We start from the raw sequence: 20,272 nt of genomic DNA, 5'->3' as shown, positions 1-20,272 counted from the left end.
CTCTCTACGGCTGGGAGTTGTGGGGGTTGCCCCCGGTGAACAGACGCATGCGTTCCAGGACCGCCTCCGCCGTGGGCTGCGGCATCTCGTCCACGAGGCGGCCGTCACCGAGGAAGAGCACCAGGTCGGAGTGGCCCGCGGCGCCGGGGTCGTGCGTCACCATCACGACGGTCTGCCCGAGGTCGTCCACCGCCTCGCGCAGGAACCCGAGGACCTCGAGGCCCGCGCGCGAGTCCAGGTTCCCGGTCGGCTCGTCCGCGAAGATCAGTTCCGGTCGCGAGGCGAGCGCCCTGGCGCAGGCCACCCGCTGCTGCTGGCCTCCGGAGAGCTGCGCGGGACGGTGCTTGAGCCGGTCGCCGAGGCCCAGCGTGTCGATGACCTGCTTCAGCCAGCCCGGGTCCGGGGTGCGGCCCGCGATGTCCATCGGCAGCGTGATGTTCTCCGCCGCGTTCAGCGTGGGAATGAGGTTGAAGGACTGGAACATGAAGCCGATCCGGTCGCGCCGCAGCCGCGTCAGCTCCTTGTCGCGCAGGCCCGTGATCTCGGTGTCCCCGAGCCACACCTGGCCCGCGGAGACCGAGTCGAGCCCGGCCAGGCAGTGCATCAACGTGGACTTGCCCGACCCCGAGGGGCCCATGACCGCCGTGAACCGGCCGCGTGCGATGTCCACGTCGACCGAGTCGAGCGCGAGGACGGCGGTCTCCCCTGACCCGTACGCCTTGGTCAGGCCCCGGGCGCGCGCGGCGACATCGCGCGCCTCCGCCAGGCCGTGGGGCTGTTCTGCTGCCGCTGTGGACAAGGCCGCCTCCTGGGTCTCGCCGTCGTCCTGGCCGTACCGACTCCCGTGTCGCGTACGAGAGTAGTGCGGCGCGTCACACGCGCGGTATCCCTCCGAGGTCGGGCTCCAGATACGCGTGTAAGGGGCACATTCGCCGTCTCCTTGCCGGTGCTAGCACGTCGGCGCTAGCGTGAAGTCATGGCGAAGACTCAGCTGAACGTACGGGTGGACGAGGACACCGCCCGAGCCGCGCGTGAGCGTGCGCTGGCACGCGGCGTGAGTGTGAACCGGTACATCGAGGAGCTGGTCAGACAGGACGCGGGTGAGCTCGGCCGGACGTTCGTCGAGGCGGCGGCCGACTTCATGAAGCAGTACGAATCCGTGTTCGCCGAGGAATTCGGCGCGGAGCGCGAAGGCCGACGCTGAGCCCTTGAGCGAATCGAAGAACGTGCGGATCGACCTGGCCTGGCTCCTCATGATCGCCGAACAGAAGACCCCCGGAGACCCTCAGGTGACCGACTGGGGCGCGCTCGTCGCCGCCGTCAGCCGGCACGAGGCGGAGATATTCGGGACCGCCGTGTACGACAGCCCACAGGCGCGGGCCGCCGCACTGCTCCAGCTGCTCCTCCACGTCCCCGCCCTCGAACGCTCGAACGCGATGTTCGCGTCGGCCGTCGCGTACGCCTATCTCGTCGCGAGCGGCCTGAAGGTCGCCACGTCGCCCGACCAGGTCAGGGAACTGGCCCGCCTGGTCAAGGACGGCGGGGCGACCGTGCACGACATCGCGGAGGAACTGCGCAGATGGAGCCTGTGAGCCGCTAGGGCCTTTCGTTTGGATCCTGCTGGGCTCGCCCCCGATCCAAACGCAAGACCCTAGGCGCTCACCGGGGCGCCTCGGCGCTCGCGGCGAAGGCCGCCGCGTCCCATGTCCCCGCCAGCTCCGGCGCCAGCCAACTCGGCGCGGATTCACGGAAGTCGGGGTGCGTACCGGCCCCCTCGGGGATCGCGCCGAGGAGCTTCGTCCCCGAGACCTCGGGGAAGTCCGCGAGATTGCAGCGGGCCGCGAGGTCGGGGTGCTCCGGCCAGCTGCCGACGACCACGCCGAGCGGCGTCAGGTCCCGCGCGCGCAGGGCCTCCGTCGTCAGGGCCGTCGAGTTGAGTGTGCCGAGCCCCGCCGCCGCGACGACGAGGACCGGCGCTCCGAGCTGCCTGGCGGCGTCCGCGAGCGTGCCTCCGTCCGCGTCGAACCGCACGAGCAGGCCGCCCGCGCCCTCGACCAGGACGAGGTCGTGGTCCGTCGCCAGCTTTGCCGCGGCGTCGGCCACCTCGTGCGGGCGCACCGGGGGGAGGCCGGCGCGCAGCGCGGCCGTCGCGGGCGCCAACGGCTCGGGGTACCGCGCCAGTTCGACGGCCGTCACCCCGCCGCCCACCAGGCGCGTCACTTCGTCCGCGTCCCCGCGCTCACCGGGCCCGACCCCGGTCTGGGCCGGCTTCAGGACGGCCACCGACCGCCCCGCGGCCAGCGCGGCGGCCGCCACGGCCGCCGTCGTGACCGTCTTGCCGATCTCGGTTCCGGTCCCCGTGACCACCAGTACCGTCATGCTGTTCAGCCCTCCCGCGCGGCCGCGCACACCGCGCGGCCGATCCGTGCCAGATCCTCGTCCCCCGTGATGTACGGAGGCATCGTGTACACGAGGTCACGGAACGGCCGCAGCCACACGCCCTCGCGCACCGCCGCCCGCGTGGCCGCCGCCATGTCGATCTCGTGGTCCAGCTGTACGACACCGATCGCGCCGAGCACACGCACATCGCGCACCCCGGGCAGCTCCGACGCAGCGCCGAGCGACTCCCGCAGCCCCGACTCGATCCGCTTGACCTCCGTCGCCCAGTCCTGCCCGAGCAGGAGGTCGATCGAGGCGCAGGCCACCGCGGCGGCGAGGGGGTTCCCCATGAACGTGGGCCCGTGCGCGAGCACCGGCACGTCGCCCCGCGAGATCCCGTCCGCCACACGCGCCGTGCACAGCGTCGCCGCCAGTGTCATATAGCCACCGGTCAGCGCCTTGCCGACACACATCACATCGGGCGTCACCGTCGCGTGCTCCGCGGCGAACAGCGCCCCGGTCCGGCCGAACCCCGTGGCGATCTCGTCGAACACGAGGAGCACGTCGTGCGCGTCGCAGGCCTCACGCAGGACCCGCAGATACGCGGGGGAGTGGAACCGCATCCCGCCCGCGCCCTGCACCACGGGCTCCACGATCACGGCCGCCAGCTCATGGGCGTGCCGCCCGATCAGCTCGTGCAGATGATCCGCGTAGGTCTGCTCGTACTCGGTGGGCGGGGCGTCGGCGAACACGTGCCGCGGCAGCGCCCCCGACCACAGCTCGTGCATGCCGCCCTCGGGGTCGCAGACCGCCATCGGCTGCCAGGTGTCGCCGTGATAGCCGCCGCGCCACGTCAGCAGGCGGCGCTTCTCCGGCCGCCCGAGGGAACGCCAGTGCTGGAGGCACATCTTGATCGCGACCTCGACGGACACGGAGCCCGAGTCGGCCAGGAACACATGCTCAAGCCCCTCTGGCGACATGTCGACAAGACGCTTCGCGAGCGCGACGGCGGGCTCGTGCGTGAGCCCGCCGAACATGACGTGGCTCATCCGGCCGAGCTGGTCGCGCACCGCCTCGTTGAGCACGGGGTGGTTGTAGCCGTGGATCGCCGACCACCACGACGACATCCCGTCGACCAGCTCGGCACCCTGACCGCTCTCACCGCCCTCGCCGGCGAGTCGCAGCCGTACCCCGGCCGCCGACTCGACGACCAGCGGCTCCTGCCGCCCCGGCATCGGACCGTACGGATGCCAGACGTGCCGCCGGTCGAGGTCGAGCAGCTCCGCCACGGGCAGCCCCGTCACGGGCAGCCCCGTCACCGCGGGCCCGGGCAGCTCAGGCATTGGGCGCGAGATCCGTACCGGCACCCCGGCGGCGTACGGCGACCAGGTCCGTGCGCGCCTCGGGGACCTCGGCGACCGAGGGCTCCGCGGCTTCTTCATGGGAGCCGCAGCCCCCACCGGAACCGCAGGCCGAACCCGCGTCGGAACCGCATGCCGCATGCGCACCGGAACCGCAGGCCGCCTCCGCCTCGGAGCCGCACGGCCCGCCCCGGTGCTCGGGCAGTGTCACCTGGTCGGTGCCCTCGACCTCGAACCCGGCGTCCGTGATCATGTCCAGGTCCGCCTTGCCCGCCTGGCCCTCACTCGTCAGGTAGTCGCCGAGGAAGATGGAGTTGGCGAGGTGGAGCGCCAGCGGCTGCATCGAGCGCAGGTGCACCTCGCGCCCGCCCGCGATCCGCACCTCGACGTCGGGGCAGACGAAGCGGACCATCGCGAGGATCCGCAGGCAGCGCTGCGGTGTCAGGTTCCACTCCTTGGCGAGGGGCGTGCCCTCGAAGGGGATCAGGAAGTTGACCGGCACCGAGTCCGGGTCGAGTTCGCGCAGCGAGTAGACGACGTCGACCAGGTCCTCGTCGCTCTCGCCCATGCCCGCGATGAGCCCGGAGCAGGCGGACAGGCCGGCCGCGTGGGCCTTCTGCACCGTGTCGACGCGGTCGGCGTAGGTGTGCGTCGTCGTGATGTCGCCGTACGTGCCCTCGGAGGTGTTGAGGTTGTGGTTGTACGCGTCGGCGCCCGCGCCGCGCAGCCGCTCGGCCTGGCCCTCGGAGAGCAGACCGAGGCAGGCGCACACCTCGACGCCCTCGTTCTGCTCCTTGATCGCGCCGATGGTCTCCGAGACACGGTCGACGTCGCGGTCCGTCGGGCCGCGCCCGGACGCAACCAGACAGACCCGCTTCGCGCCGCCCGCGACACCGGCGGCCGCGGCCTTCGATGCCTCGTCGGGCTTCAGCCACGTGTACTTGAGGATCTCTGCCTTGGACCCGAGCCGCTGCGAGCAGTACGAGCAGTCCTCGGGGCACAGGCCCGACTTGAGGTTGACCAGATAGTTGAGTTTCACCCGCCGGCCGAACCACTGCCGCCGCACCTTGCCGGCCGCGGCCACCACATCGAGCAGTTCGTCGTCGGAAGTCGCCAGAACGGCGAGCGCTTCTTCGCGGCTCGGCAGCTCGCGCCGCAGCCCCTTGTCCACCAGCGTGTTCAGCAGGTCCATGGCCCGATCCTGGCTTACGTCCCCTGCTCAGGCCAAGGAGGCTTCGGACAACTCTGCCGGTTCGACGTGTGGGTATTGCCACACCCTGGGTGGCTGGATGTCCCGCTAGTGTCTGTGCGCTGCCTACAAAGACGCACCGGGCACGGGACACCACACTCCACTCGAGAACCGGTCGCGACACGGCCGTCGGAGGGACTCACATGGCGGGATCGCCGTTCGGCTGGATCGACGAGCAGGAGCGCGTGCGCCGCGGCGCCGGACTCGTCCGCACCCTGCGCCCCCGCCCCGCCTCGAACCCTCTCCTCGATCTCGCGAGCAACGACTACCTCGGCCTCACGCGCCACCCCGAGATCACCGGGGGAGCGGCGGACGCGGCGCTGCGCTGGGGTGGCGGCGCCACCGGCTCGCGGCTCGTCACGGGCACCACGGAGCTGCACGCCGAACTCGAGCGCGAACTGGCCGAGTTCTGCGGTTTCGAGGCGGCGCTCGTCCTGTCGTCCGGCTACGCCGCCAACCTCGCGGCCGTGACCGCTCTCGCCCCGCACGGCTCATTGATCGTCTCGGACGCGAGCAACCACGCCTCCCTCATCGACGGATGCCGGCTCGCCCGCGGCGCGACGCAGGTCGTCCCGCACGCCGAGCCCGACGCCGTCCGCAAGGCCCTCGATACGCATCAGGGGCAGGCCGTCGTCGTGTCGGACTCCGTCTTCTCGGTGGACGGCGACGCCGCTCCACTGGCTGAACTCGCGGGAGTGGCAAGGGAGTTCGGGGCGGGTCTGATCGTCGATGACGCGCACGGGCTCGGCGTGCTCGGCGACGGCGGCAGGGGCGCGCCGCAGGCGGCGGGGCTCTCGGGCGCCGACGACACCGTCGTCACCGTCACCCTCTCCAAGTCGTTCGGCAGCCAGGGCGGCGCCGTCCTCGGTCCGGCCCGGGTGATCGACCATCTCGTCAACACCGCACGGACGTTCATCTTCGACACGGGCCTTGCGCCCGCAGCGGCCGGCGCCGCGCTCGCGGCCCTGCGCCTGCTGCGCCGCGAGCCCGAGCGCGCCGAAAGGGCCCGCGCCGTGGCGTCCTCGCTGCACGAACTGCTCACGGCCCAGGGGCTCCAGGCCGTACGGCCCGACGCCGCCGTCGTCTCCGTGCGCGCGCCGTCCCCCGAGGAGGCGGTGCGCTGGGCGGCGGACTGCCGCGAAGCCGGCCTCGCCGTCGGCTGCTTCCGTCCCCCGTCGGTGCCTGACGGCATCTCACGTCTGCGGCTGACCGCCCGCGCCGACCTGACCGACGATCAAATCGCCCAGACCGTACGGGTGATCAGCCGCAACGCTCCCGACTCGGCGTTCACCGCAAGGAGTTGAGGAACCCCTCCCACGCGGAGGGCGAGAACAGCAGGGCGGGTCCGGTTGTGCGCTTGGAGTCGCGCACGGCGAGCAGTCCGGCCGAAGGGCCGCGGCGCAGCGGGGCCGTCTCGACGCAGTTGTTCATTCCGGTGCTTCGGCTGCTTCGCCGCCATGGCGCGTCGCGCAGAGAGGTGCTGGGAACCGCGGCGGATGGTACGTACCGAGGCAGTGCTGACATGGTGCCTCCTTACGTGCGTTCACTGTCCGGAGGGCGGTGCGCTCCGGCGATCCCGGCGATGAAATCCAACGAGTCCCCGGGCGAAAGGGCGTGGATCCGAAGGGTGTCGAAGGCATCCGTGTACGCCTTGAGGTCTTCTTTCCGCTCGAGGTAGAGGCTACTCGTCAAATGGTCGAGAACTACTACGTCCAGATCAGAAGTGTTCGGAAATGAGAACACAACGAAAGGGCCGGTTAGTCCGACATGCTCCCCTGCGGCGAACGGCAATACCTGAAGCCGCACATGGGGAAGTTTCGCCATGGCAGCCAGATGACGCAACTGCTCCCCCATCACCCGGGGACCGCCCACCGGGCGCCGCAGCACCGCCTCGTCGAGCACCGCGCTGAGCCGGAGCGGGGACGCGGAACGCAGCACGTCCTGCCGGGCGATCCGCACCTCGACCAGGGCGTCGACCTGCCCGTCCGGCAGCCCGCCGAGCGCGGCCCTGGTCACCGCACGCGCGTAGTCGGGCGTCTGGAGGAGGCCCGGCACGACGGACGTCTCGACCGTTCTGACCCGGCACGCCTGCGACTCCAGGCTGATGAAGTCCCGGTAGGCGGGCGGTAGAAGACCCCGGTAGGCGTGCCACCAGTGCTGGCCGCCGTCGTCCCCCGACCCGGCCAGCGCGACCAGCAGATCCCGTATGCCGGGGTCCGCGACCTCGAACGCGTCGAGCAGGAGGCGCACGTCCGACGCTTTCACGCCGCTGCGCCCGGTCTCGATACGGCTCACTTTCGACTGGTGCCAGCCGACGAGCCGGGCCGTCTCGCCACTTGTGAGCCCCGCGCGGGCACGCAGCGCGCGCAGCTCCGCGCCGAGCCTGCGGCGGCGCACCGCCGGACCGTGTTTCATCCTGTCTCCTCGGACCTGTGCGGCCCGGCTCCTTCCGGCCCGGCGGATCGGTGTTCTGAGCCGACGGTAGAGGAAGCAGGCGGCGTACGCCCAAATGCGGTCCACCGAGGCAGAGTTCACCGCTTCGAGCGACAGATATATGCATATCTCGGGGGATCGGCTCCACCGGCCGGGTGGGAATGGCACTCTGGCGCGAAGCACCAGTCCGGGGGTCGCCTCGAGTCATCCGCGATGTGTCGGATTCAGGCCCCGGCGAAAAAAGGGACGACGTCGCCATGGCAGATCACCAGGAAGCATCCGTCACTCTGCCGAGCGATCCCGCCTCGGTCTCCTCGGCCCGCACATATGTCAGCGACGTACTCGCCGAATGGGGCATGCCGCGCGATGCGGAAACCGCCGACACGGTCCGGCTCATCGTCTCCGAACTCGCCACGAACGCCGTGATGCACACCCGCGGACAGTCGCCCGTCTTCAAGGTCGACGTGCAGTTGGAGCGCGACGAACACCTGCGCATCGGCGTCACGGACAGCCACCCGCGCTACCCGAAGCGGCTCCCGGCCGCCGTTCAGCAGGACAACGGGCGCGGCATGGTGATCATCCGCTGGCTGACCGTCGAGTGCGGCGGAAGCCTGTCGGTCAGGCCCGCCCCCGAAGGCGGCAAGACCGTATGGATCGCCCTGCCGTGGACGGTCCCTGTCCAACAGGTGTGAAGGCCGGCAGGTAAGAAGGCGGCTACGGGGACGCAGTGTCCGTCCCCTTCTGCGCCCGGGTGAGCGAGCGCCGCACCAGACGCGGCAGCACACCCCACAGGCCCGCACAGACCGCGAACGTTCCCGCCCCCGCCGCGATCCCCGCCGCCCGCCCCGCCGTGACATCCACGACGAGCAGCACGGACCCGGTCAGGGCGAGCACCAGAACGCTCAGGCCGGCCGTGGCGAGCCGCGAGGACATCTGCACGATCTGCGGCTTGGCACCGCGCCGGAACAGCGCGCGGTGCAGCGCCGCGGGCGCCGTGAACAGCGCGGCGGCGAGCACCGCGAGCAGCAGCGTCGCGATGTAGGTCGCGCGCTGCATGGCGTCCAGCGACGGGAACCGCGGAGTGAACGCCAGCGTCAGCAGGAACGCGAAGAGGATCTGCACGCCCGTCTGGGTGACTCTCAGCTCCTGGAGCAGCTCGCCGAAGTTCCGGTCCGCGCGCTCCAGCGGCGTCTCGTGCCGGTCCAGGCCTCCGCTCGGCGGGCCCGGGGCGCGTGGGGCGTCGTCGTCGCCTGCCGTTCGGTCCTCGTCCATACGACCACGAGTACCCCATCGCGCGGTTCCGAGGCGGACGGGGCGGATGTGAGTACTCTCCGGCGCCTGACGGGTCCCCAGGGCGCCCGGGGACCCGTCAGGCGGCGCTAGCGCACGCGCCCGTACCAGACGCTCTTCGTCCAGATCCGCTGGAGTCGCACCACGTCACCGGTCTTCGGCGAGTGCCAGATCTTTCCCTTCCCGGCGTAGATGCCGACGTGGTAGACACCGAAACCCGAATGGAAGAAGACCAGGTCACCGCGTTTTCGATGGGATGCGGAGACATGGCGGGTCTTGTTGTACTGCTGGGCGGCGGTGCGGGGCAGCTTCTTTCCCGCAGCCTTGAACGAGTAGAGCGTCAGGCCCGAGCAGTCGAATGTGTGCGGCCCAGTGGCGCCCCACCGGTAGGGGCTTCCCCTCTTGGAGGCCGCGATCTGGAGTGCCTTCGTCGCCGGTGGCGCGGCTTCCGCTTCGGGCGCGGCTCCGGGGACCAGCAGGCTGCCACCCGTTACGGCGAGTGTGAGGGCCGAGGCGGTTCCGGCCCGGGCGAGCAGCGACGGGACACGATTGAGCGCAGTCATGCGCAACCCTTCGTCAGCCGCCTGTGAAGGATGACCTGTCGGATTCGGGCTGGCGAAGTTGCCCGGCCGCGATGTGCGGCTTCACCCCAAGGGCCGGCCCGGAAAACAGCTCCGGCGGCCCGTCGTGCTCGGGTCCTCCACTCCTGCCGATCCACTTCTGTCGACCTGGCATCCGTACGGCGGCAGGACTCGGCGTCCGCACGGACCGCCCCGCCGCGGCGGCGGGGGCTTGTCGTCGGAAGGGATCTTCACGCACGAACGGCGCGAACGCAGCGCCGAATCGGCGTTGAGTGAGTGTCCTCACGACTGACCTGTTCGGGTGGACAGCACACCTTTCCACCCCGGCGCGGGGGTCCCGGCGACGCCCGCACCAGCAGCGGAAGGCGGAATCCCGGACTCTGCGTAGGCGTTCCGCGCAACTCTTCCGGTTCGCATGTGCGAGTACCGGCTACTCCGTATGTGGGTACCTCTTCTGGTCCGTTTCGGCCCGGGTCCGGACGGTTCGCGTCGACCGCTTCGGTCTCGAATGCACCGTCAATTGACCGGCTCCGGCGGCACTGTGACCCGTTGTGACCTCCTTTCTCCGTCCAGGACCCGCAAAGCCTGGGCCAGCGTCGTCGCGTGGACCTCGCTCTCGCCCCGCTGATGCATGAGCGTCAGGGCGTCCCTGAGAGCCGTCGCCCTGCCGACGAGCGCTTGAGCGGCGCGCAGTCCGCCGTACGTGTGGTCGCTCCTGGCCGGGTTGATCCTTCCGAGCAGATCGACCACCTCCAGATAGCGGTCGAGGAGTTCGCACTCGGCCCGCGTCAGTGCGGGCAGCGGAGGCAGTTCGGGCGGCAGCATCGTCGGCTCACCTGGCGCCGGGGGCCGAACCGGACGTCTTACGGTTGTCGATGACCCGGTCCGCGAGCCCGTACTCGACGGCGTCCTGGGCCCGGAGGATCGTGTCCCGCTCGATATCGGCGCCGATGCGCTCGCGGCTCTGCCCGGTGTGCCGCGCGAGCAGTTCCTCCAGCTGGGCGCGCATGCGTACCAGTTCACGGGCCTGGATCTCCAGGTCGGTCGGCTGGCCCTGCGCGGGCTCGGGCAGCCCCGGCTGATGGATCACCACGCGCGCGCCGGGCAGCACGGCCCGCTTCCCCGGCGTCCCGGCCGCCAGGAGCACGGCGGCGGCGGAGGCGGCCTGCCCGAGGCACACGGTCTCGACCTCGCAGCTGACGAACCGGATCGTGTCGTAGATCGCCGTCATCGCGCTGAACGAGCCGCCGGGGGAGTTGATGTACAGCGAGATGTCCCGGTCCGGCGCGGCGTACTCGAGGTGCATGAACTGCGCCATCACGTCGTTCGCGGAGATGTCGTCGATCGGCGTCCCCAGAAAGACGATCCGCTCCTCCAGGAGCTTGGAGTACGGATCGAGGGTGCGGTGCCCGGCCGAGGTGCGCTCGGTGAACTCGGGCAGGACGTAGCGGGCGGAAGGTCGGTTCATGGCACATGCCTCCGTGAGCGCGGAACTCTGTCGCTGCTTCTGTAAAAAATGTACAGGACGTACGGATGGTCGAGTAGGGCTCAGGGTGCGAGAAACGCGAAAGGGAGGGCTCAGGCTGCGAGAAACGCGAAAAGGGGCCGGCCCGCGCCCGAGGCGCCGGCCGACCCCCTGCTCCGTTCTCCTGTGTCGTGGCTACCGGTCGCCGTCGTCCGACCTGGACAGGCGCAGCGCGAGGTGTTGCAGGAGGTCGGCGGTCTTGATGTCGGTCCGGCCCGCGTCATGCACCTCGGCGAGCTCGGAGAAGAGGAACGCGAACGCGCCCACCAGGGAGATCGTCACCGGCATCAGTGCTGCGACGGTGGCCTCCGCCGCCTCCTCCACGCTCGATTCCGCCGGGATCTCGATGGAGGGGAACACCTCTGTCACCAGGCGCCCGAGCTGGGCGTCCTCGGCCTCGATGTCGGGCTCGGCTTCCTTGCTGAGCCTGCGCACCATTTCCTGGGTCTCGGTCAGGACGCCGATTGCGCGCAAGATGATCTCGCTCTGTTCCATGCGCGGAGCCTAGGCGCGCGAGGCCCCGCCGCGGGCGCTGTTCCGGGCGGGGCTCCGTCGGATCCGCGCAAGCAGCCATGCAGCACGAACAGTTGACACGTCGACGCTACGCGCAGCCACTGACATCGACGGCGCCCCGAACCGTCCCGCCCGGGCTGCCGCCCTACCTGTGCGTCGCGGTGCGGTCACGGACCGTGTCCGTGCTGCGGGCCCGGTCTAAGCTGGAGAACATGGCCTACGAGATTCCGGTGACGCAAGCCCGCGCTGAGCTCGCCGATCTGATCAACCGCGTCGTGTACGGCGGGGAGCGCGTCGTCGTGACCCGGCACGGCAAGCCGCTCGTCGCGCTGGTCTCCGCCGCCGATCTCGAGCGCCTCGAAGCCTTGGGGGAGCCGGAGGACGAGCAAGTGATCAGCTCCGTCTCCAGCATCGGCTCGACCTCGTCCACCGGCGGCGACCGCCACCGCTTCGGCATCGCCGCGGAGCACCGGGGGCCGGAGGTCAGGTAGGTCGGTCAGGTTGGACAGGTCGGGAGGTCGGACAGGTCCGGCAGATCTGGCCGACCTGGTAGGTGAGGTACGTGTGTCAGGCCTCAAGCGGGGCCTGGATCAAGTGACTTGGGCTTCCTGGCCCCTTCGCCGGAGCCCGCCCCGCTTCTTGCGAAGCCCGCCGAGCAGTACGTGTACGAGCCCGAGCCCCGTCCGGGCCGCCGGCGTGAGCGCGGGCGTCGAGGCTCGCGCCCCGTCGAAGCACGAGACCGAGCGCAGCGGCGTTCCGCCCGCGCCCGGCGGCGTGAAGTGGCCGACGCGGCCGACCGGTTCGGACTGCCGCGGCATCGGCAGCGCCGACGACATCCCCGCACCTGCGTGCCCTTCGGGGCATCGGCGGTCGCGGCGCCACGGCGGTCACGGCCGGCTGGAGCCGCGCGGCAGGCGCTGTTCGGGGAGGTCCATGTCGAAACTTTGCAGAACGGCCTGCAGGCCCAGATGGGTATGGGTGAGCCCAGCCGACAGTCATGGGCGGGTCAATGGGTGGTTAACCTCGTTGAAACTCCCCGCAATTAGCCTGCACCGCACGTCACCAGGGGCTTTTGTGGCCGGGATGCACAAGATCATGTGCATTTCTTGTGTGTTACATCTATACCCGTCGCGGTGGCCGCGGCAGCCGGATCCCGCACGGTCCGGAGTGAAGGACTGTGAGGTGAGCTGTGCAACTGACCCCGCACGAGCAGGAACGACTGCTCATTCATGTGGCGGCCGACGTGGCCGAGAAGCGTCGGGGCCGGGGTCTGAAACTCAATCATCCCGAGGCGATCGCTCTCCTCACGTCGCACATTCTCGAAGGTGCCCGTGACGGCCGGACCGTAGCCGAACTCATGTCGTCCGGTCGCAAGGTGCTCACGCGCGACGACGTCATGGAGGGCATCCCCGAGATGATCCACGATGTGCAGGTCGAGGCGACCTTCCCCGACGGCACCAAGCTCGTCACCGTCCATGACCCGATCGTCTGACGGGGGGAGCGTTTCCATGATCCCCGGAGAAATCCTGTTCGCCGACGAGCCCGTCGTGTTCAACGAGGGCCGCGAGGTCACCCGTCTGACCGTGCTCAACGCCGCCGACCGGCCCGTCCAGGTCGGCTCCCACTACCACTTCGCCGAGGCCAATCCCGGTCTGGAGTTCGACCGTGCCGCAGCGCACGGTCTGCGACTCAACGTCGCCGCAGGGACCGCCGTGCGCTTCGAGCCCGGAATCCCTGTCGACATCGAACTCGTGCCTCTGGCCGGCCGGCGCATCGTGCCCGGTCTGCGGGGCGAGACCGGAGGTGCCCTCGATGGCTGAACTCTCCCGCGCCGCCTACGCCGACCTGTTCGGCCCCACCACAGGCGACCGCATCCGCCTCGCGGACACCGACCTGCTGATCGAGATCGAGGAGGACCGCTCCGGCGGCCCCGGACTCTCCGGTGACGAGTCGGTGTTCGGCGGCGGCAAGGTGATCCGCGAGTCCATGGGCCAGTCACGCGCTACGCGCGCAGACGGCGCCCCCGACACCGTCATCACCGGCGCCGTGATCATCGACCACTGGGGCATCGTCAAGGCCGACATCGGTATACGGGACGGCCGGATCACGGCGATCGGCAAGTCCGGCAACCCGGACACGATGGACGGAGTCCATCCCGACCTCGTCATCGGCCCCGAGACCGAGATCCTCGCGGGCAACGGCAAGATCGTCACCGCCGGCGCCATCGACACCCACATCCACTTCATCTCGCCGACCATCGTCGACGAGGCGCTCGCCTCCGGTGTCACCACGCTCATCGGCGGCGGCACCGGCCCGGCCGAGGGCTCCAAGGCGACCACGATCACCCCTGGTTCGTGGCATCTTGCCCGCATGTTCGAGGCGATGGAGTCGAGCCCCGTCAACATCGGCTTCCTCGGCAAGGGCAACACCACGTCCGCCGAGTCGATGTACGCCCAACTGCGCGCGGGCGCCGTCAGCTTCAAGATCCACGAGGACTGGGGCGCGACCCCCGCCGTGATCGACGCCTGCCTGAACGTCTGTGAGGACACCGGCGCGCAGCTCGCCGTCCACACGGACACCCTGAACGAGGCGGGCTTCGTCGACGCCACGTTCGACGCCGTGGCGGGCCGCACCCTGCATGCCTTCCATGTCGAGGGCGCGGGCGGCGGACACGCGCCCGACATGATCACGGCCGTCTCGCTGCCCAACATGCTGCCGAGCTCGACCAACCCGACGCGGCCGCACACCGTCAACACCGTCGAGGAACACCTCGACATGCTGATGGTCTGCCACCACCTCAACCCGGCCGTCCCCGAGGACCTGGCCTTCGCCGAGTCCCGGATCCGGCCCACCACCATCGCGGCCGAGGACATCCTTCACGACATCGGCGCCATCTCGATCATGTCCTCGGACTCGCAGGCGATGGGCCGCATCGGCGAGGTCGTCCTGCGGACCTGGCAGACCGCGCACGTCATGAAGCGCCGCCGCGGCCAACTGCCCGGTGACACCCGCGCCGACAACCGGCGCGCCCGTCGCTATGTCGCCAAGTACACGATCAACGCGGCCGTCGCCCAGGGCATCGACCACGAGATCGGCTCCGTCGAGACCGGCAAGCTCGCCGACCTCGTGCTCTGGGACCCCCAGTTCTTCGGCGTCAAGCCGCAGCTCGTCATCAAGGGCGGCCAGATCGCGTACGCTCAAATGGGTGACGCCAACGCGTCCATCCCCACGCCGCAGCCCGTCCTGCCCCGCCCCATGTTCGGCGCCCACGGCAGGGCCCCCGCCTCGAACTCGTTCTTCTACGTGACGCAGACCGCCCTCGACGACGGTCTGCCCGAACGCCTCGGTCTCGACCGGAAGTTCGTGCCGATCCGCTCGACGCGGGGACGCACGAAGGCGGACATGCGGGAGAACGACGCGCTGCCGCGGGTCGAGGTCGCCCCCGACAGCTTCGCCGTCACCATCGACGGCGAGCTCGTCGAGCCCGCGCCCGCCGCCGAACTGCCGCTGGCGCAGCGGTATTTCCTGTTCTGACGGGTCGAGAAGAAGAGTCATGACACGAGCCGCACTACTCGTTCTGGCCGACGGCCGCTTCCCCGCCGGTGGGCATGCCCACTCCGGCGGGGCGGAGGCCGCCGTCAAGGCGGGACGCATCACCGGCGCGGCGAGCCTGGAGGAATTCTGCCGGGGCCGTCTGCACACCACGGGACTGGTGTCGGCGTCTCTGGCGGCCGCCGCCGCGCTCGGCCTCGACCCGGTCACCCTGGACGAGGCCGCTGACGCCCGTACGCCTTCGCCCGCCTTGCGCACCGCGGCGCGCAGGCTCGGCAGACAACTCATGCGTGCCGCGCGCGCGGCCTGGCCGCATCCCGAACTCGACGCGCTCGCCCGGCGGTTCCCCAAGGGGGCGCACCAGCCGGTGGTCCTCGGCCTCGCCGCGCGGGCCGCGGGCCTCGGACCCGTCGACGCCGCCTACTGCTCTGTGTACGAGAGCGTCAGCGGGCCCGCCAGCGCGACGGTCAGGCTGCTCAGCCTCGATCCGTTCGACGCGACGGCGGGGCTCGCGCGGCTCGCGGACGACATGGACCGCGTCGCGACGGCGGCCGCCGAGGCGGCGGCACGCGCCGTCACCGAAGGGGTGGATTCACTGCCCGCGGCGTCCGCGCCGCTGCTGGAGGTGGGGGCCGAGGCCCACGCGGCCTGGGCTGTACGCCTGTTCGCTTCGTAGGACGCGACCTGGCGGACGCGCCCCAGGGCGCCCCGACCTCCACACAGAACGATTGGAGTAACACCATGCACCTCGACCACTCGCACGACGGCCCCGCCGCGGTCAGCGCCGACGCCCGCCGTCCCGACGGCACCCGCCGCGCACTCCGTATAGGCCTCGGCGGCCCCGTCGGCTCCGGGAAGACGGCCACTGTCGCCGCTCTCTGCCGCGCGCTGCGCGACGAGCTGTCCCTCGCCGTCGTGACGAACGACATCTACACGCGTGAGGACGCCGAGTTCCTGCTCCGCGAGGCCGTGCTGCCGCCCGAGCGCATCACCGCCGTGGAGACCGGCGCCTGCCCGCACACCGCCATCCGCGACGACATCTCCGCCAACCTGGAGGCCGTGGAGGACCTGGAGGACGAGGTCGGGCCGCTCGACCTGATCCTCGTCGAGTCCGGCGGCGACAACCTCACCGCCACGTTCTCGCGCGGCCTCGTCGACGCGCAGGTCTTCGTCATCGACGTCGCCGGCGGCGACGACATCCCGCGCAAGGGCGGTCCCGGCGTCACCACCGCCGACCTGCTCGTCATCAACAAGACGGACCTCGCCCCGTACGTGGGCTCCGACCTCGCCCGGATGTCCGCCGACGCCAAGGCGCAGCGCGCCGAACTTCCCGTCATCCTCCAGTCCCTGCGCTCCGCCGACGGTGTGCGCGAGGTCGCCGACTGGGTGCGCGGACAGCTCACCGCGTGGACGGCATGACAGCAGGCGTACGCTCCACGGCCCGCATCACGGCGAGCGACGACGGCCGGGGTGGCACCTGTCTGCCCGTCCTCGACGGAGAAGGCTCCCTGGCCCTGCGCCGCACCCGCTCCACCGGTCCCGACGCGCGCGTCATGCTCGTCGGCGCCATGAGCGGGCCGCTCGGCGGCGACCACATGAGTGTCGAGGCGCATGCGACGACCGGTGCCCGCCTGCGTATCGGGTCCGTCGCCGCGACGATCGCCCTGCCGGGCCAGGCCAAGGGCGAGGCGCGCTACGACGTCCGTCTCACGGTCGACGACGGGGCCGAACTGCACTGGCTGCCCGAGCAGTTGATCTCCGCGTGCGAGAGCGACCTGCGCGTCACCACGCGGGCCGAGCTCGCCCCGGGCGCCCGGCTCGTGCTGCGAGAGGAGCAGGTGCTCGGCCGCACCGCGGAGGAGCCCGGTCGGCTCACCAGCCGACTCACCGTCCACCGAGCGGGCCGGCCGCTGCTCGACCAGGAGCTGGCCTGCGGTCCGGGCGCACCCGGCGGCTGGGACGGCCCCGCCGTGGTCGGAGGACACCGGGCGCTCGGGCAACTCGTGGTCGTAAGGCCCGAGTTCGAGAAGGACAGGCCGCCTCCCGCGCTGCTCGGCGAGAACGCCGCGCTGACGCCGCTCGCCGGGCCTGCGGTCCTGGTCACGGCCCTCGCGTCCGACGCGCTGCGGCTGCGCGGAACGCTCGACGACGCCCTGCGTCGCCTGGCCTGAGGGACGGCCCAGGGGCCCGGCCGGTCCGAACCAAACGACCGTACGGGCCCATTCCGCTCACCGGGACGAGTTATACCGTTTATCGGATTGGTAAAGAACGTCAACTGTCCCTGTTGCCGGGGACGGTGTAGGCGCAAGGATCCCCGTACTGATCGAGAACCCGATCGAAGTAACGATCGAATCGATGTACGGAGGCCTCAGTTGAGACGGACTCGACTTACCAGTCGAAGCAGCCGGACGGCGGTGATCGGCTCCGCCGGAACCCTGGTGGCGGCGACCCTGATTGCCGGAGCGATGGCGGCGCCGGTGGCGAGCGCGGACTCCCGGACCGGCCAGGACCGTGAGGCCCGCGGTGCGGCCGTCGCGGCGGCCCGTGCCGCCAAGGCCGGCATCGACTGGAAGGACTGCCCCGCTGACTGGGGCATAGCCAAGCCCATCCAGTGCGGCTGGGTGACGGTGCCGCTCGACTACGCGAAGCCGTACGGCAAGCAGATCAAGCTGGCCGTCGACCGCATAGGCGCCACCGGCACCAAGGACGAGCGGCAGGGCGCTCTCGTCTACAACCCGGGCGGCCCCGGCGGCTCCGGCATGCGCTTCCCGGCGCGCGTGACCAGCAAGAACCCGCTGTGGACGAAGACTTCGAAGGCATACGACTTCGTCGGCTTCGACCCGCGCGGTGTCGGCCACTCGGCGCCGATCTCCTGCATCGACCCGCAGGAGTTCGTGAAGGCCCCCAAGGCCGACCCGGTCCCCGACTCCGAGGCCGACAAGCTCGCCCAGCGCAAGCTCGCCAAGGAGTACGCGGACGGCTGCGCCGAGCGCAGCGGCGACATGCTGCCGCAGATGACCACGCCGAACACCGCGCGTGACCTCGACGTCATCCGTGCCGCCCTCGGCGAGAAGAAGCTCAACTACCTGGGCGTCTCCTACGGCACATACCTGGGTGCCGTCTACGGCACGCTCTTCCCGGGCCACGTCCGCCGCATGGTCGTCGACAGCGTCGTCGACCCGTCGCGCGACAACATCTGGTACGAGGCCAATCTCGGCCAGGACGTCGCCTTCCAGGGCCGCTGGAACGACTGGACGTCGTGGGTGGCGAAGAACGACGCCTCCTTCCACCTCGGTGACACGCAGGCCAAGGTCGAGGCCCAGTGGCTGAAGCTGCGCGCCGCCGCCAAGAAGAACCCCATCGGCGGCGTCGTCGGCCCCGCCGAGCTGATCGCCTTCTTCCAGAGCGCCCCGTACTACGACTCGTCGTGGGTGCCGGTCGCGCAGGTGTGGAGCAAGTACGTCGCCGGGGACACCCAGGCGCTCGTCGACGCCGCGGCCCCCGACATGTCGGACACCGCGGGCAACGCCGCGTCGGAGAACGGCAACGCGGTCTACACGGCCGTCGAGTGCGCCGACGCCAAGTGGCCCACCAGCTGGAACAAGTGGGACCGCGACAACACGCGCCTGCACAAGGACTATCCGTTCATGACGTGGGCGAACGCGTGGATGAACCTGCCGTGCGCCACCTGGCCCACCAAGCAGCAGACCCCCGTGAACGTGAAGACCGGCAAGGGCCTGCCCGCTGTTCTGATCGTCCAGTCCACGCGTGACGCGGCCACCCCCTACAAGGGCGCCGTCGAGCTGCACCAGCGCTTCAAGGGCTCGCGCCTGATCACCGAGAAGGACGCGGGCTCCCACGGTGTCACCGGCCTGACCAACCCGTGCATCAATGACCGGGTCGACACCTACCTGCTCACCGGCAAGACGGACAGCAAGGACGTGACCTGCACCCCGCACGCCACGCCCAAGCCGTAACCACCGTCCCGCGGTGAAACTGTGACGGCCCGGCCTCCCCCAGAGGCCGGGCCGTCTTCATGCCGTCGCCGCCGGGCGCTCGAACTGCCCGGGCTCAGCTCAGAGGCATCCGCGGGAACTTCCGTGCCTTCTCCTTGGCCGCTTCGGCCTCGGCCTTGACGTCGGCCGCGTACTTGTCGACGTACTCCTGCCCGGACAGGCCGAGGATCGCGTAGATGATCTCGTCCGTGACGGCGCGGAGGATCGCCTTCTCCCCGTGCATGCCCGCGTAGCGCGAGAAGTCCAGGGGCTCACCGAAGCGGATCGTCACGCGGTGGAGGTTCGGGATGACCTGGCCGGGCGGCTGGGCCTCGAAGGTGCCGATCATCGCGCAGGGGATCACCGGGACCTGCCCCTTGAGCGCCATCGCGGCCACGCCGACCTTGCCCTTGTAGAGCCGCCCGTCGTGCGAGCGCGTGCCCTCGGGGTAGATCCCGAGCAGCTCACCCTTGCTCAGCACGCCGAGGCCCTCGCGGATCGCCGCCTGGCCCGCCTCCTTGCCGGAGCGGTCCACGGGGATCTGACCGGCGCTGCGGAAGAACGCGGCGGTCAGCCGGCCCTTGATGCCGGGCCCTGTGAAGTACTCCGCCTTCGCCAGGAACGTGATGCGCCGCTTCAGGATGGCAGGCATCAGGAAGTGGTCCGAGAACGACAGGTGATTGCCCGCGACGATCGCCGCGCCCGACTCCGGCACGTGTTCGAGCCCCTCGATCCGGGGCCGGAAGACCAGCCGCAGCAGTGGGCCCAGAATCACGTACTTGAGCAGTCGGTAGAACATGCTGGGCCGCCTTCCCCGTGGATCAGATGCGTGCGCACAGTAACCAATCGGCGGCCCGCGCGCGAGAGCCCGTTCGGACCTCGCCGGACCTCCGGCCGGGGGACCGTACGGCGCGTCCGCTTGGCGGCTGCCCGGTGCAGGGAGTGCCCTGGCCTCCCTTCGTCCCGCACGCTCACCGGAGGTCCCGCATGCGTCCGCACGTTCTCGCCGCCACAGCCCTTACCGTCCTCGCCGCGGCCCTCACAGCCTTCGCCGCGGCCGGCCCCGCCCGCGCCGCCGACCCGCCCGCGCCCCAGGGGGTCTTCCTCACCGTCTCCGGGGACCAGGGCTCGTGGATGCGCGGTGAGCTCCTGCGCTGCGAGCCGGAGGCGTGGGGACACCACCCGCACGCGTCCGAGGCGTGCGGAGCACTCGACAGGACGCAGGGGAATCTGGACGCGCTCGTCGCGGACCCGGAGATGTGCACCCAGGTCTACGCCCCGGTCACCGTGAGTGCGAGCGGTACGTACCGCGGCAAGCAGATCGCCTGGCAGAAGACATTCGCCAACGCGTGCACGATGGAAGCGTCGACCGGATACGTCTTCCGCTTCTGACG

At 70.6% G+C, this 20,272-nt stretch carries 26 protein-coding genes and 1 riboswitch; of the genes, 13 read left to right on the top strand and 13 right to left on the bottom strand.

What is annotated here, in order from left to right; translation table 11 throughout:
• Nucleotides 1-4 precede the first annotated feature (4 nt).
• Nucleotides 5-799: an ABC transporter ATP-binding protein gene (locus tag ACWFR4_RS30100; protein ID WP_453655420.1), complete on the bottom strand. Its 795-nt coding sequence runs from the start codon at nucleotides 797-799 to the stop codon at nucleotides 5-7.
• Nucleotides 800-976: 177 nt separating this feature from the next.
• On the opposite strand from ACWFR4_RS30100, the gene ACWFR4_RS30095 reads away from it, so the two are divergent.
• Together ACWFR4_RS30095 and ACWFR4_RS30090 are read left to right on the top strand one after the other, a co-directional pair.
• Nucleotides 977-1,204 carry a toxin-antitoxin system HicB family antitoxin gene (locus ACWFR4_RS30095; protein ID WP_100597555.1) on the top strand — a complete coding sequence of 76 codons (228 nt, stop codon included), beginning with the start codon at nucleotides 977-979 and terminating at the stop codon, nucleotides 1,202-1,204.
• 49 nt (nucleotides 1,205-1,253) lie between these two features.
• A complete protein-coding gene (locus tag ACWFR4_RS30090; protein ID WP_227300257.1) occupies nucleotides 1,254-1,592 on the top strand; it encodes a fic family toxin-antitoxin system, toxin component in 339 nt (112 codons plus the stop codon).
• Between the two features lie 67 nt (nucleotides 1,593-1,659).
• Here the strand turns inward: ACWFR4_RS30090 and bioD are convergent, their stop codons facing one another.
• From bioD to bioB, 3 genes are read right to left on the bottom strand one after another with little or no spacing between them, the layout of a single operon-like run.
• Nucleotides 1,660-2,379 (bottom strand): dethiobiotin synthase, encoded by a 720-nt coding sequence (bioD, locus tag ACWFR4_RS30085; RefSeq protein WP_453655419.1) that lies wholly within the window; start codon nucleotides 2,377-2,379, stop codon nucleotides 1,660-1,662.
• Between the two features lie 5 nt (nucleotides 2,380-2,384).
• Nucleotides 2,385-3,722, bottom strand: coding sequence for an adenosylmethionine--8-amino-7-oxononanoate transaminase (locus ACWFR4_RS30080; RefSeq protein WP_453467208.1), 1,338 nt, complete (start codon nucleotides 3,720-3,722; stop codon nucleotides 2,385-2,387).
• A complete protein-coding gene (gene bioB, locus ACWFR4_RS30075; protein WP_453655418.1) occupies nucleotides 3,715-4,932 on the bottom strand; it encodes a biotin synthase BioB in 1,218 nt (405 codons plus the stop codon). The genes ACWFR4_RS30080 and bioB overlap by 8 nt, the downstream gene beginning before the upstream one ends.
• Before the next feature lie 200 nt (nucleotides 4,933-5,132).
• Here bioB and ACWFR4_RS30070 point away from each other — a divergent pair, with 200 nt between their 5' ends.
• Nucleotides 5,133-6,293 (top strand): 8-amino-7-oxononanoate synthase, encoded by a 1,161-nt coding sequence (locus ACWFR4_RS30070; RefSeq protein WP_453655417.1) that lies wholly within the window; start codon nucleotides 5,133-5,135, stop codon nucleotides 6,291-6,293.
• On the opposite strand, the gene ACWFR4_RS30065 is transcribed toward ACWFR4_RS30070, so the two are convergent.
• Together ACWFR4_RS30065 and ACWFR4_RS30060 are read right to left on the bottom strand one after the other, a co-directional pair.
• Complete coding sequence (locus ACWFR4_RS30065) at nucleotides 6,277-6,513, bottom strand: DUF397 domain-containing protein (protein WP_453655416.1); 237 nt, start codon at nucleotides 6,511-6,513, stop codon at nucleotides 6,277-6,279. The genes ACWFR4_RS30070 and ACWFR4_RS30065 overlap by 17 nt on opposite strands.
• Before the next feature lie 9 nt (nucleotides 6,514-6,522).
• Nucleotides 6,523-7,404: a helix-turn-helix domain-containing protein gene (locus ACWFR4_RS30060; protein WP_453467200.1), complete on the bottom strand. Its 882-nt coding sequence runs from the start codon at nucleotides 7,402-7,404 to the stop codon at nucleotides 6,523-6,525.
• A 275-nt stretch (nucleotides 7,405-7,679) separates the two neighbouring features.
• Between ACWFR4_RS30060 and ACWFR4_RS30055 the strand changes: the two genes are divergently transcribed.
• Entirely contained in the window at nucleotides 7,680-8,114 is a 435-nt protein-coding gene (locus ACWFR4_RS30055; RefSeq protein ID WP_453655415.1) for an ATP-binding protein, read from the top strand.
• A 22-nt stretch (nucleotides 8,115-8,136) separates the two neighbouring features.
• On the opposite strand, the gene ACWFR4_RS30050 is transcribed toward ACWFR4_RS30055, so the two are convergent.
• The 5 genes from ACWFR4_RS30050 to ACWFR4_RS30030 all read right to left on the bottom strand — a co-directional run bounded on the left by ACWFR4_RS30050 (nucleotide 8,137) and on the right by ACWFR4_RS30030 (nucleotide 11,313).
• Nucleotides 8,137-8,694, bottom strand: coding sequence for a DUF6328 family protein (locus ACWFR4_RS30050; protein ID WP_453467198.1), 558 nt, complete (start codon nucleotides 8,692-8,694; stop codon nucleotides 8,137-8,139).
• A gap of 107 nt (nucleotides 8,695-8,801) precedes the next feature.
• Nucleotides 8,802-9,275: a C40 family peptidase gene (locus tag ACWFR4_RS30045; RefSeq protein WP_453458463.1), complete on the bottom strand. Its 474-nt coding sequence runs from the start codon at nucleotides 9,273-9,275 to the stop codon at nucleotides 8,802-8,804.
• A 3-nt stretch (nucleotides 9,276-9,278) separates the two neighbouring features.
• A riboswitch (cyclic di-AMP (ydaO/yuaA leader) is annotated at nucleotides 9,279-9,456 on the bottom strand.
• Between the two features lie 353 nt (nucleotides 9,457-9,809).
• Nucleotides 9,810-10,118 (bottom strand): hypothetical protein, encoded by a 309-nt coding sequence (locus ACWFR4_RS30040; RefSeq protein ID WP_453458460.1) that lies wholly within the window; start codon nucleotides 10,116-10,118, stop codon nucleotides 9,810-9,812.
• 7 nt (nucleotides 10,119-10,125) lie between these two features.
• The gene (locus ACWFR4_RS30035; protein WP_453655414.1) at nucleotides 10,126-10,761 is read right to left on the bottom strand and encodes an ATP-dependent Clp protease proteolytic subunit; all 636 of its coding nucleotides are present in this window, start codon (nucleotides 10,759-10,761) and stop codon (nucleotides 10,126-10,128) included.
• A gap of 192 nt (nucleotides 10,762-10,953) precedes the next feature.
• Nucleotides 10,954-11,313, bottom strand: coding sequence for a hypothetical protein (locus ACWFR4_RS30030; RefSeq protein WP_453458455.1), 360 nt, complete (start codon nucleotides 11,311-11,313; stop codon nucleotides 10,954-10,956).
• Nucleotides 11,314-11,543: 230 nt separating this feature from the next.
• Here ACWFR4_RS30030 and ACWFR4_RS30025 point away from each other — a divergent pair, with 230 nt between their 5' ends.
• Nucleotides 11,544-11,822, top strand: coding sequence for a type II toxin-antitoxin system Phd/YefM family antitoxin (locus ACWFR4_RS30025; protein ID WP_266566943.1), 279 nt, complete (start codon nucleotides 11,544-11,546; stop codon nucleotides 11,820-11,822).
• Nucleotides 11,823-11,921: 99 nt separating this feature from the next.
• On the opposite strand, the gene ACWFR4_RS30020 is transcribed toward ACWFR4_RS30025, so the two are convergent.
• Nucleotides 11,922-12,167 carry a hypothetical protein gene (locus ACWFR4_RS30020; RefSeq protein ID WP_453655413.1) on the bottom strand — a complete coding sequence of 82 codons (246 nt, stop codon included), beginning with the start codon at nucleotides 12,165-12,167 and terminating at the stop codon, nucleotides 11,922-11,924.
• Nucleotides 12,168-12,520: 353 nt separating this feature from the next.
• On the opposite strand from ACWFR4_RS30020, the gene ACWFR4_RS30015 reads away from it, so the two are divergent.
• From ACWFR4_RS30015 to ACWFR4_RS29985, 7 genes are all read left to right on the top strand, one after another.
• Nucleotides 12,521-12,823 carry an urease subunit gamma gene (locus ACWFR4_RS30015; RefSeq protein ID WP_453458449.1) on the top strand — a complete coding sequence of 101 codons (303 nt, stop codon included), beginning with the start codon at nucleotides 12,521-12,523 and terminating at the stop codon, nucleotides 12,821-12,823.
• Nucleotides 12,824-12,839: 16 nt separating this feature from the next.
• Entirely contained in the window at nucleotides 12,840-13,151 is a 312-nt protein-coding gene (locus ACWFR4_RS30010; RefSeq protein ID WP_326714182.1) for an urease subunit beta, read from the top strand.
• A complete protein-coding gene (locus ACWFR4_RS30005; RefSeq protein WP_405483029.1) occupies nucleotides 13,144-14,865 on the top strand; it encodes an urease subunit alpha in 1,722 nt (573 codons plus the stop codon). The genes ACWFR4_RS30010 and ACWFR4_RS30005 overlap by 8 nt, the downstream gene beginning before the upstream one ends.
• 19 nt (nucleotides 14,866-14,884) lie before the next feature.
• A complete protein-coding gene (locus ACWFR4_RS30000; protein WP_453655412.1) occupies nucleotides 14,885-15,559 on the top strand; it encodes an urease accessory protein UreF in 675 nt (224 codons plus the stop codon).
• A 65-nt stretch (nucleotides 15,560-15,624) separates the two neighbouring features.
• Complete coding sequence (gene ureG / locus ACWFR4_RS29995; protein WP_453655411.1) at nucleotides 15,625-16,302, top strand: urease accessory protein UreG; 678 nt, start codon at nucleotides 15,625-15,627, stop codon at nucleotides 16,300-16,302.
• Complete coding sequence (locus tag ACWFR4_RS29990; protein WP_453458438.1) at nucleotides 16,299-17,054, top strand: urease accessory protein UreD; 756 nt, start codon at nucleotides 16,299-16,301, stop codon at nucleotides 17,052-17,054. Before ureG ends, ACWFR4_RS29990 begins: the two co-directional genes overlap by 4 nt.
• 294 nt (nucleotides 17,055-17,348) lie before the next feature.
• Nucleotides 17,349-18,860, top strand: a complete 1,512-nt coding sequence (locus ACWFR4_RS29985; RefSeq protein ID WP_453458470.1) for an alpha/beta hydrolase — start codon at nucleotides 17,349-17,351, stop codon at nucleotides 18,858-18,860.
• Between the two features lie 94 nt (nucleotides 18,861-18,954).
• Here the strand turns inward: ACWFR4_RS29985 and ACWFR4_RS29980 are convergent, their stop codons facing one another.
• The gene (locus ACWFR4_RS29980; RefSeq protein WP_453458436.1) at nucleotides 18,955-19,677 is read right to left on the bottom strand and encodes a lysophospholipid acyltransferase family protein; all 723 of its coding nucleotides are present in this window, start codon (nucleotides 19,675-19,677) and stop codon (nucleotides 18,955-18,957) included.
• Nucleotides 19,678-19,865: 188 nt separating this feature from the next.
• Here ACWFR4_RS29980 and ACWFR4_RS29975 point away from each other — a divergent pair, with 188 nt between their 5' ends.
• The gene (locus ACWFR4_RS29975) at nucleotides 19,866-20,270 is read left to right on the top strand and encodes an SSI family serine proteinase inhibitor (protein WP_453655410.1); all 405 of its coding nucleotides are present in this window, start codon (nucleotides 19,866-19,868) and stop codon (nucleotides 20,268-20,270) included.
• Nucleotides 20,271-20,272 lie beyond the last annotated feature (2 nt).

It is taken from the genome of Streptomyces sp. NPDC055140, from assembly GCF_053607285.1.
Note: the sequence above shows the minus strand (reverse complement) of the source record. Positions and strands in the feature narration are given on the sequence as shown.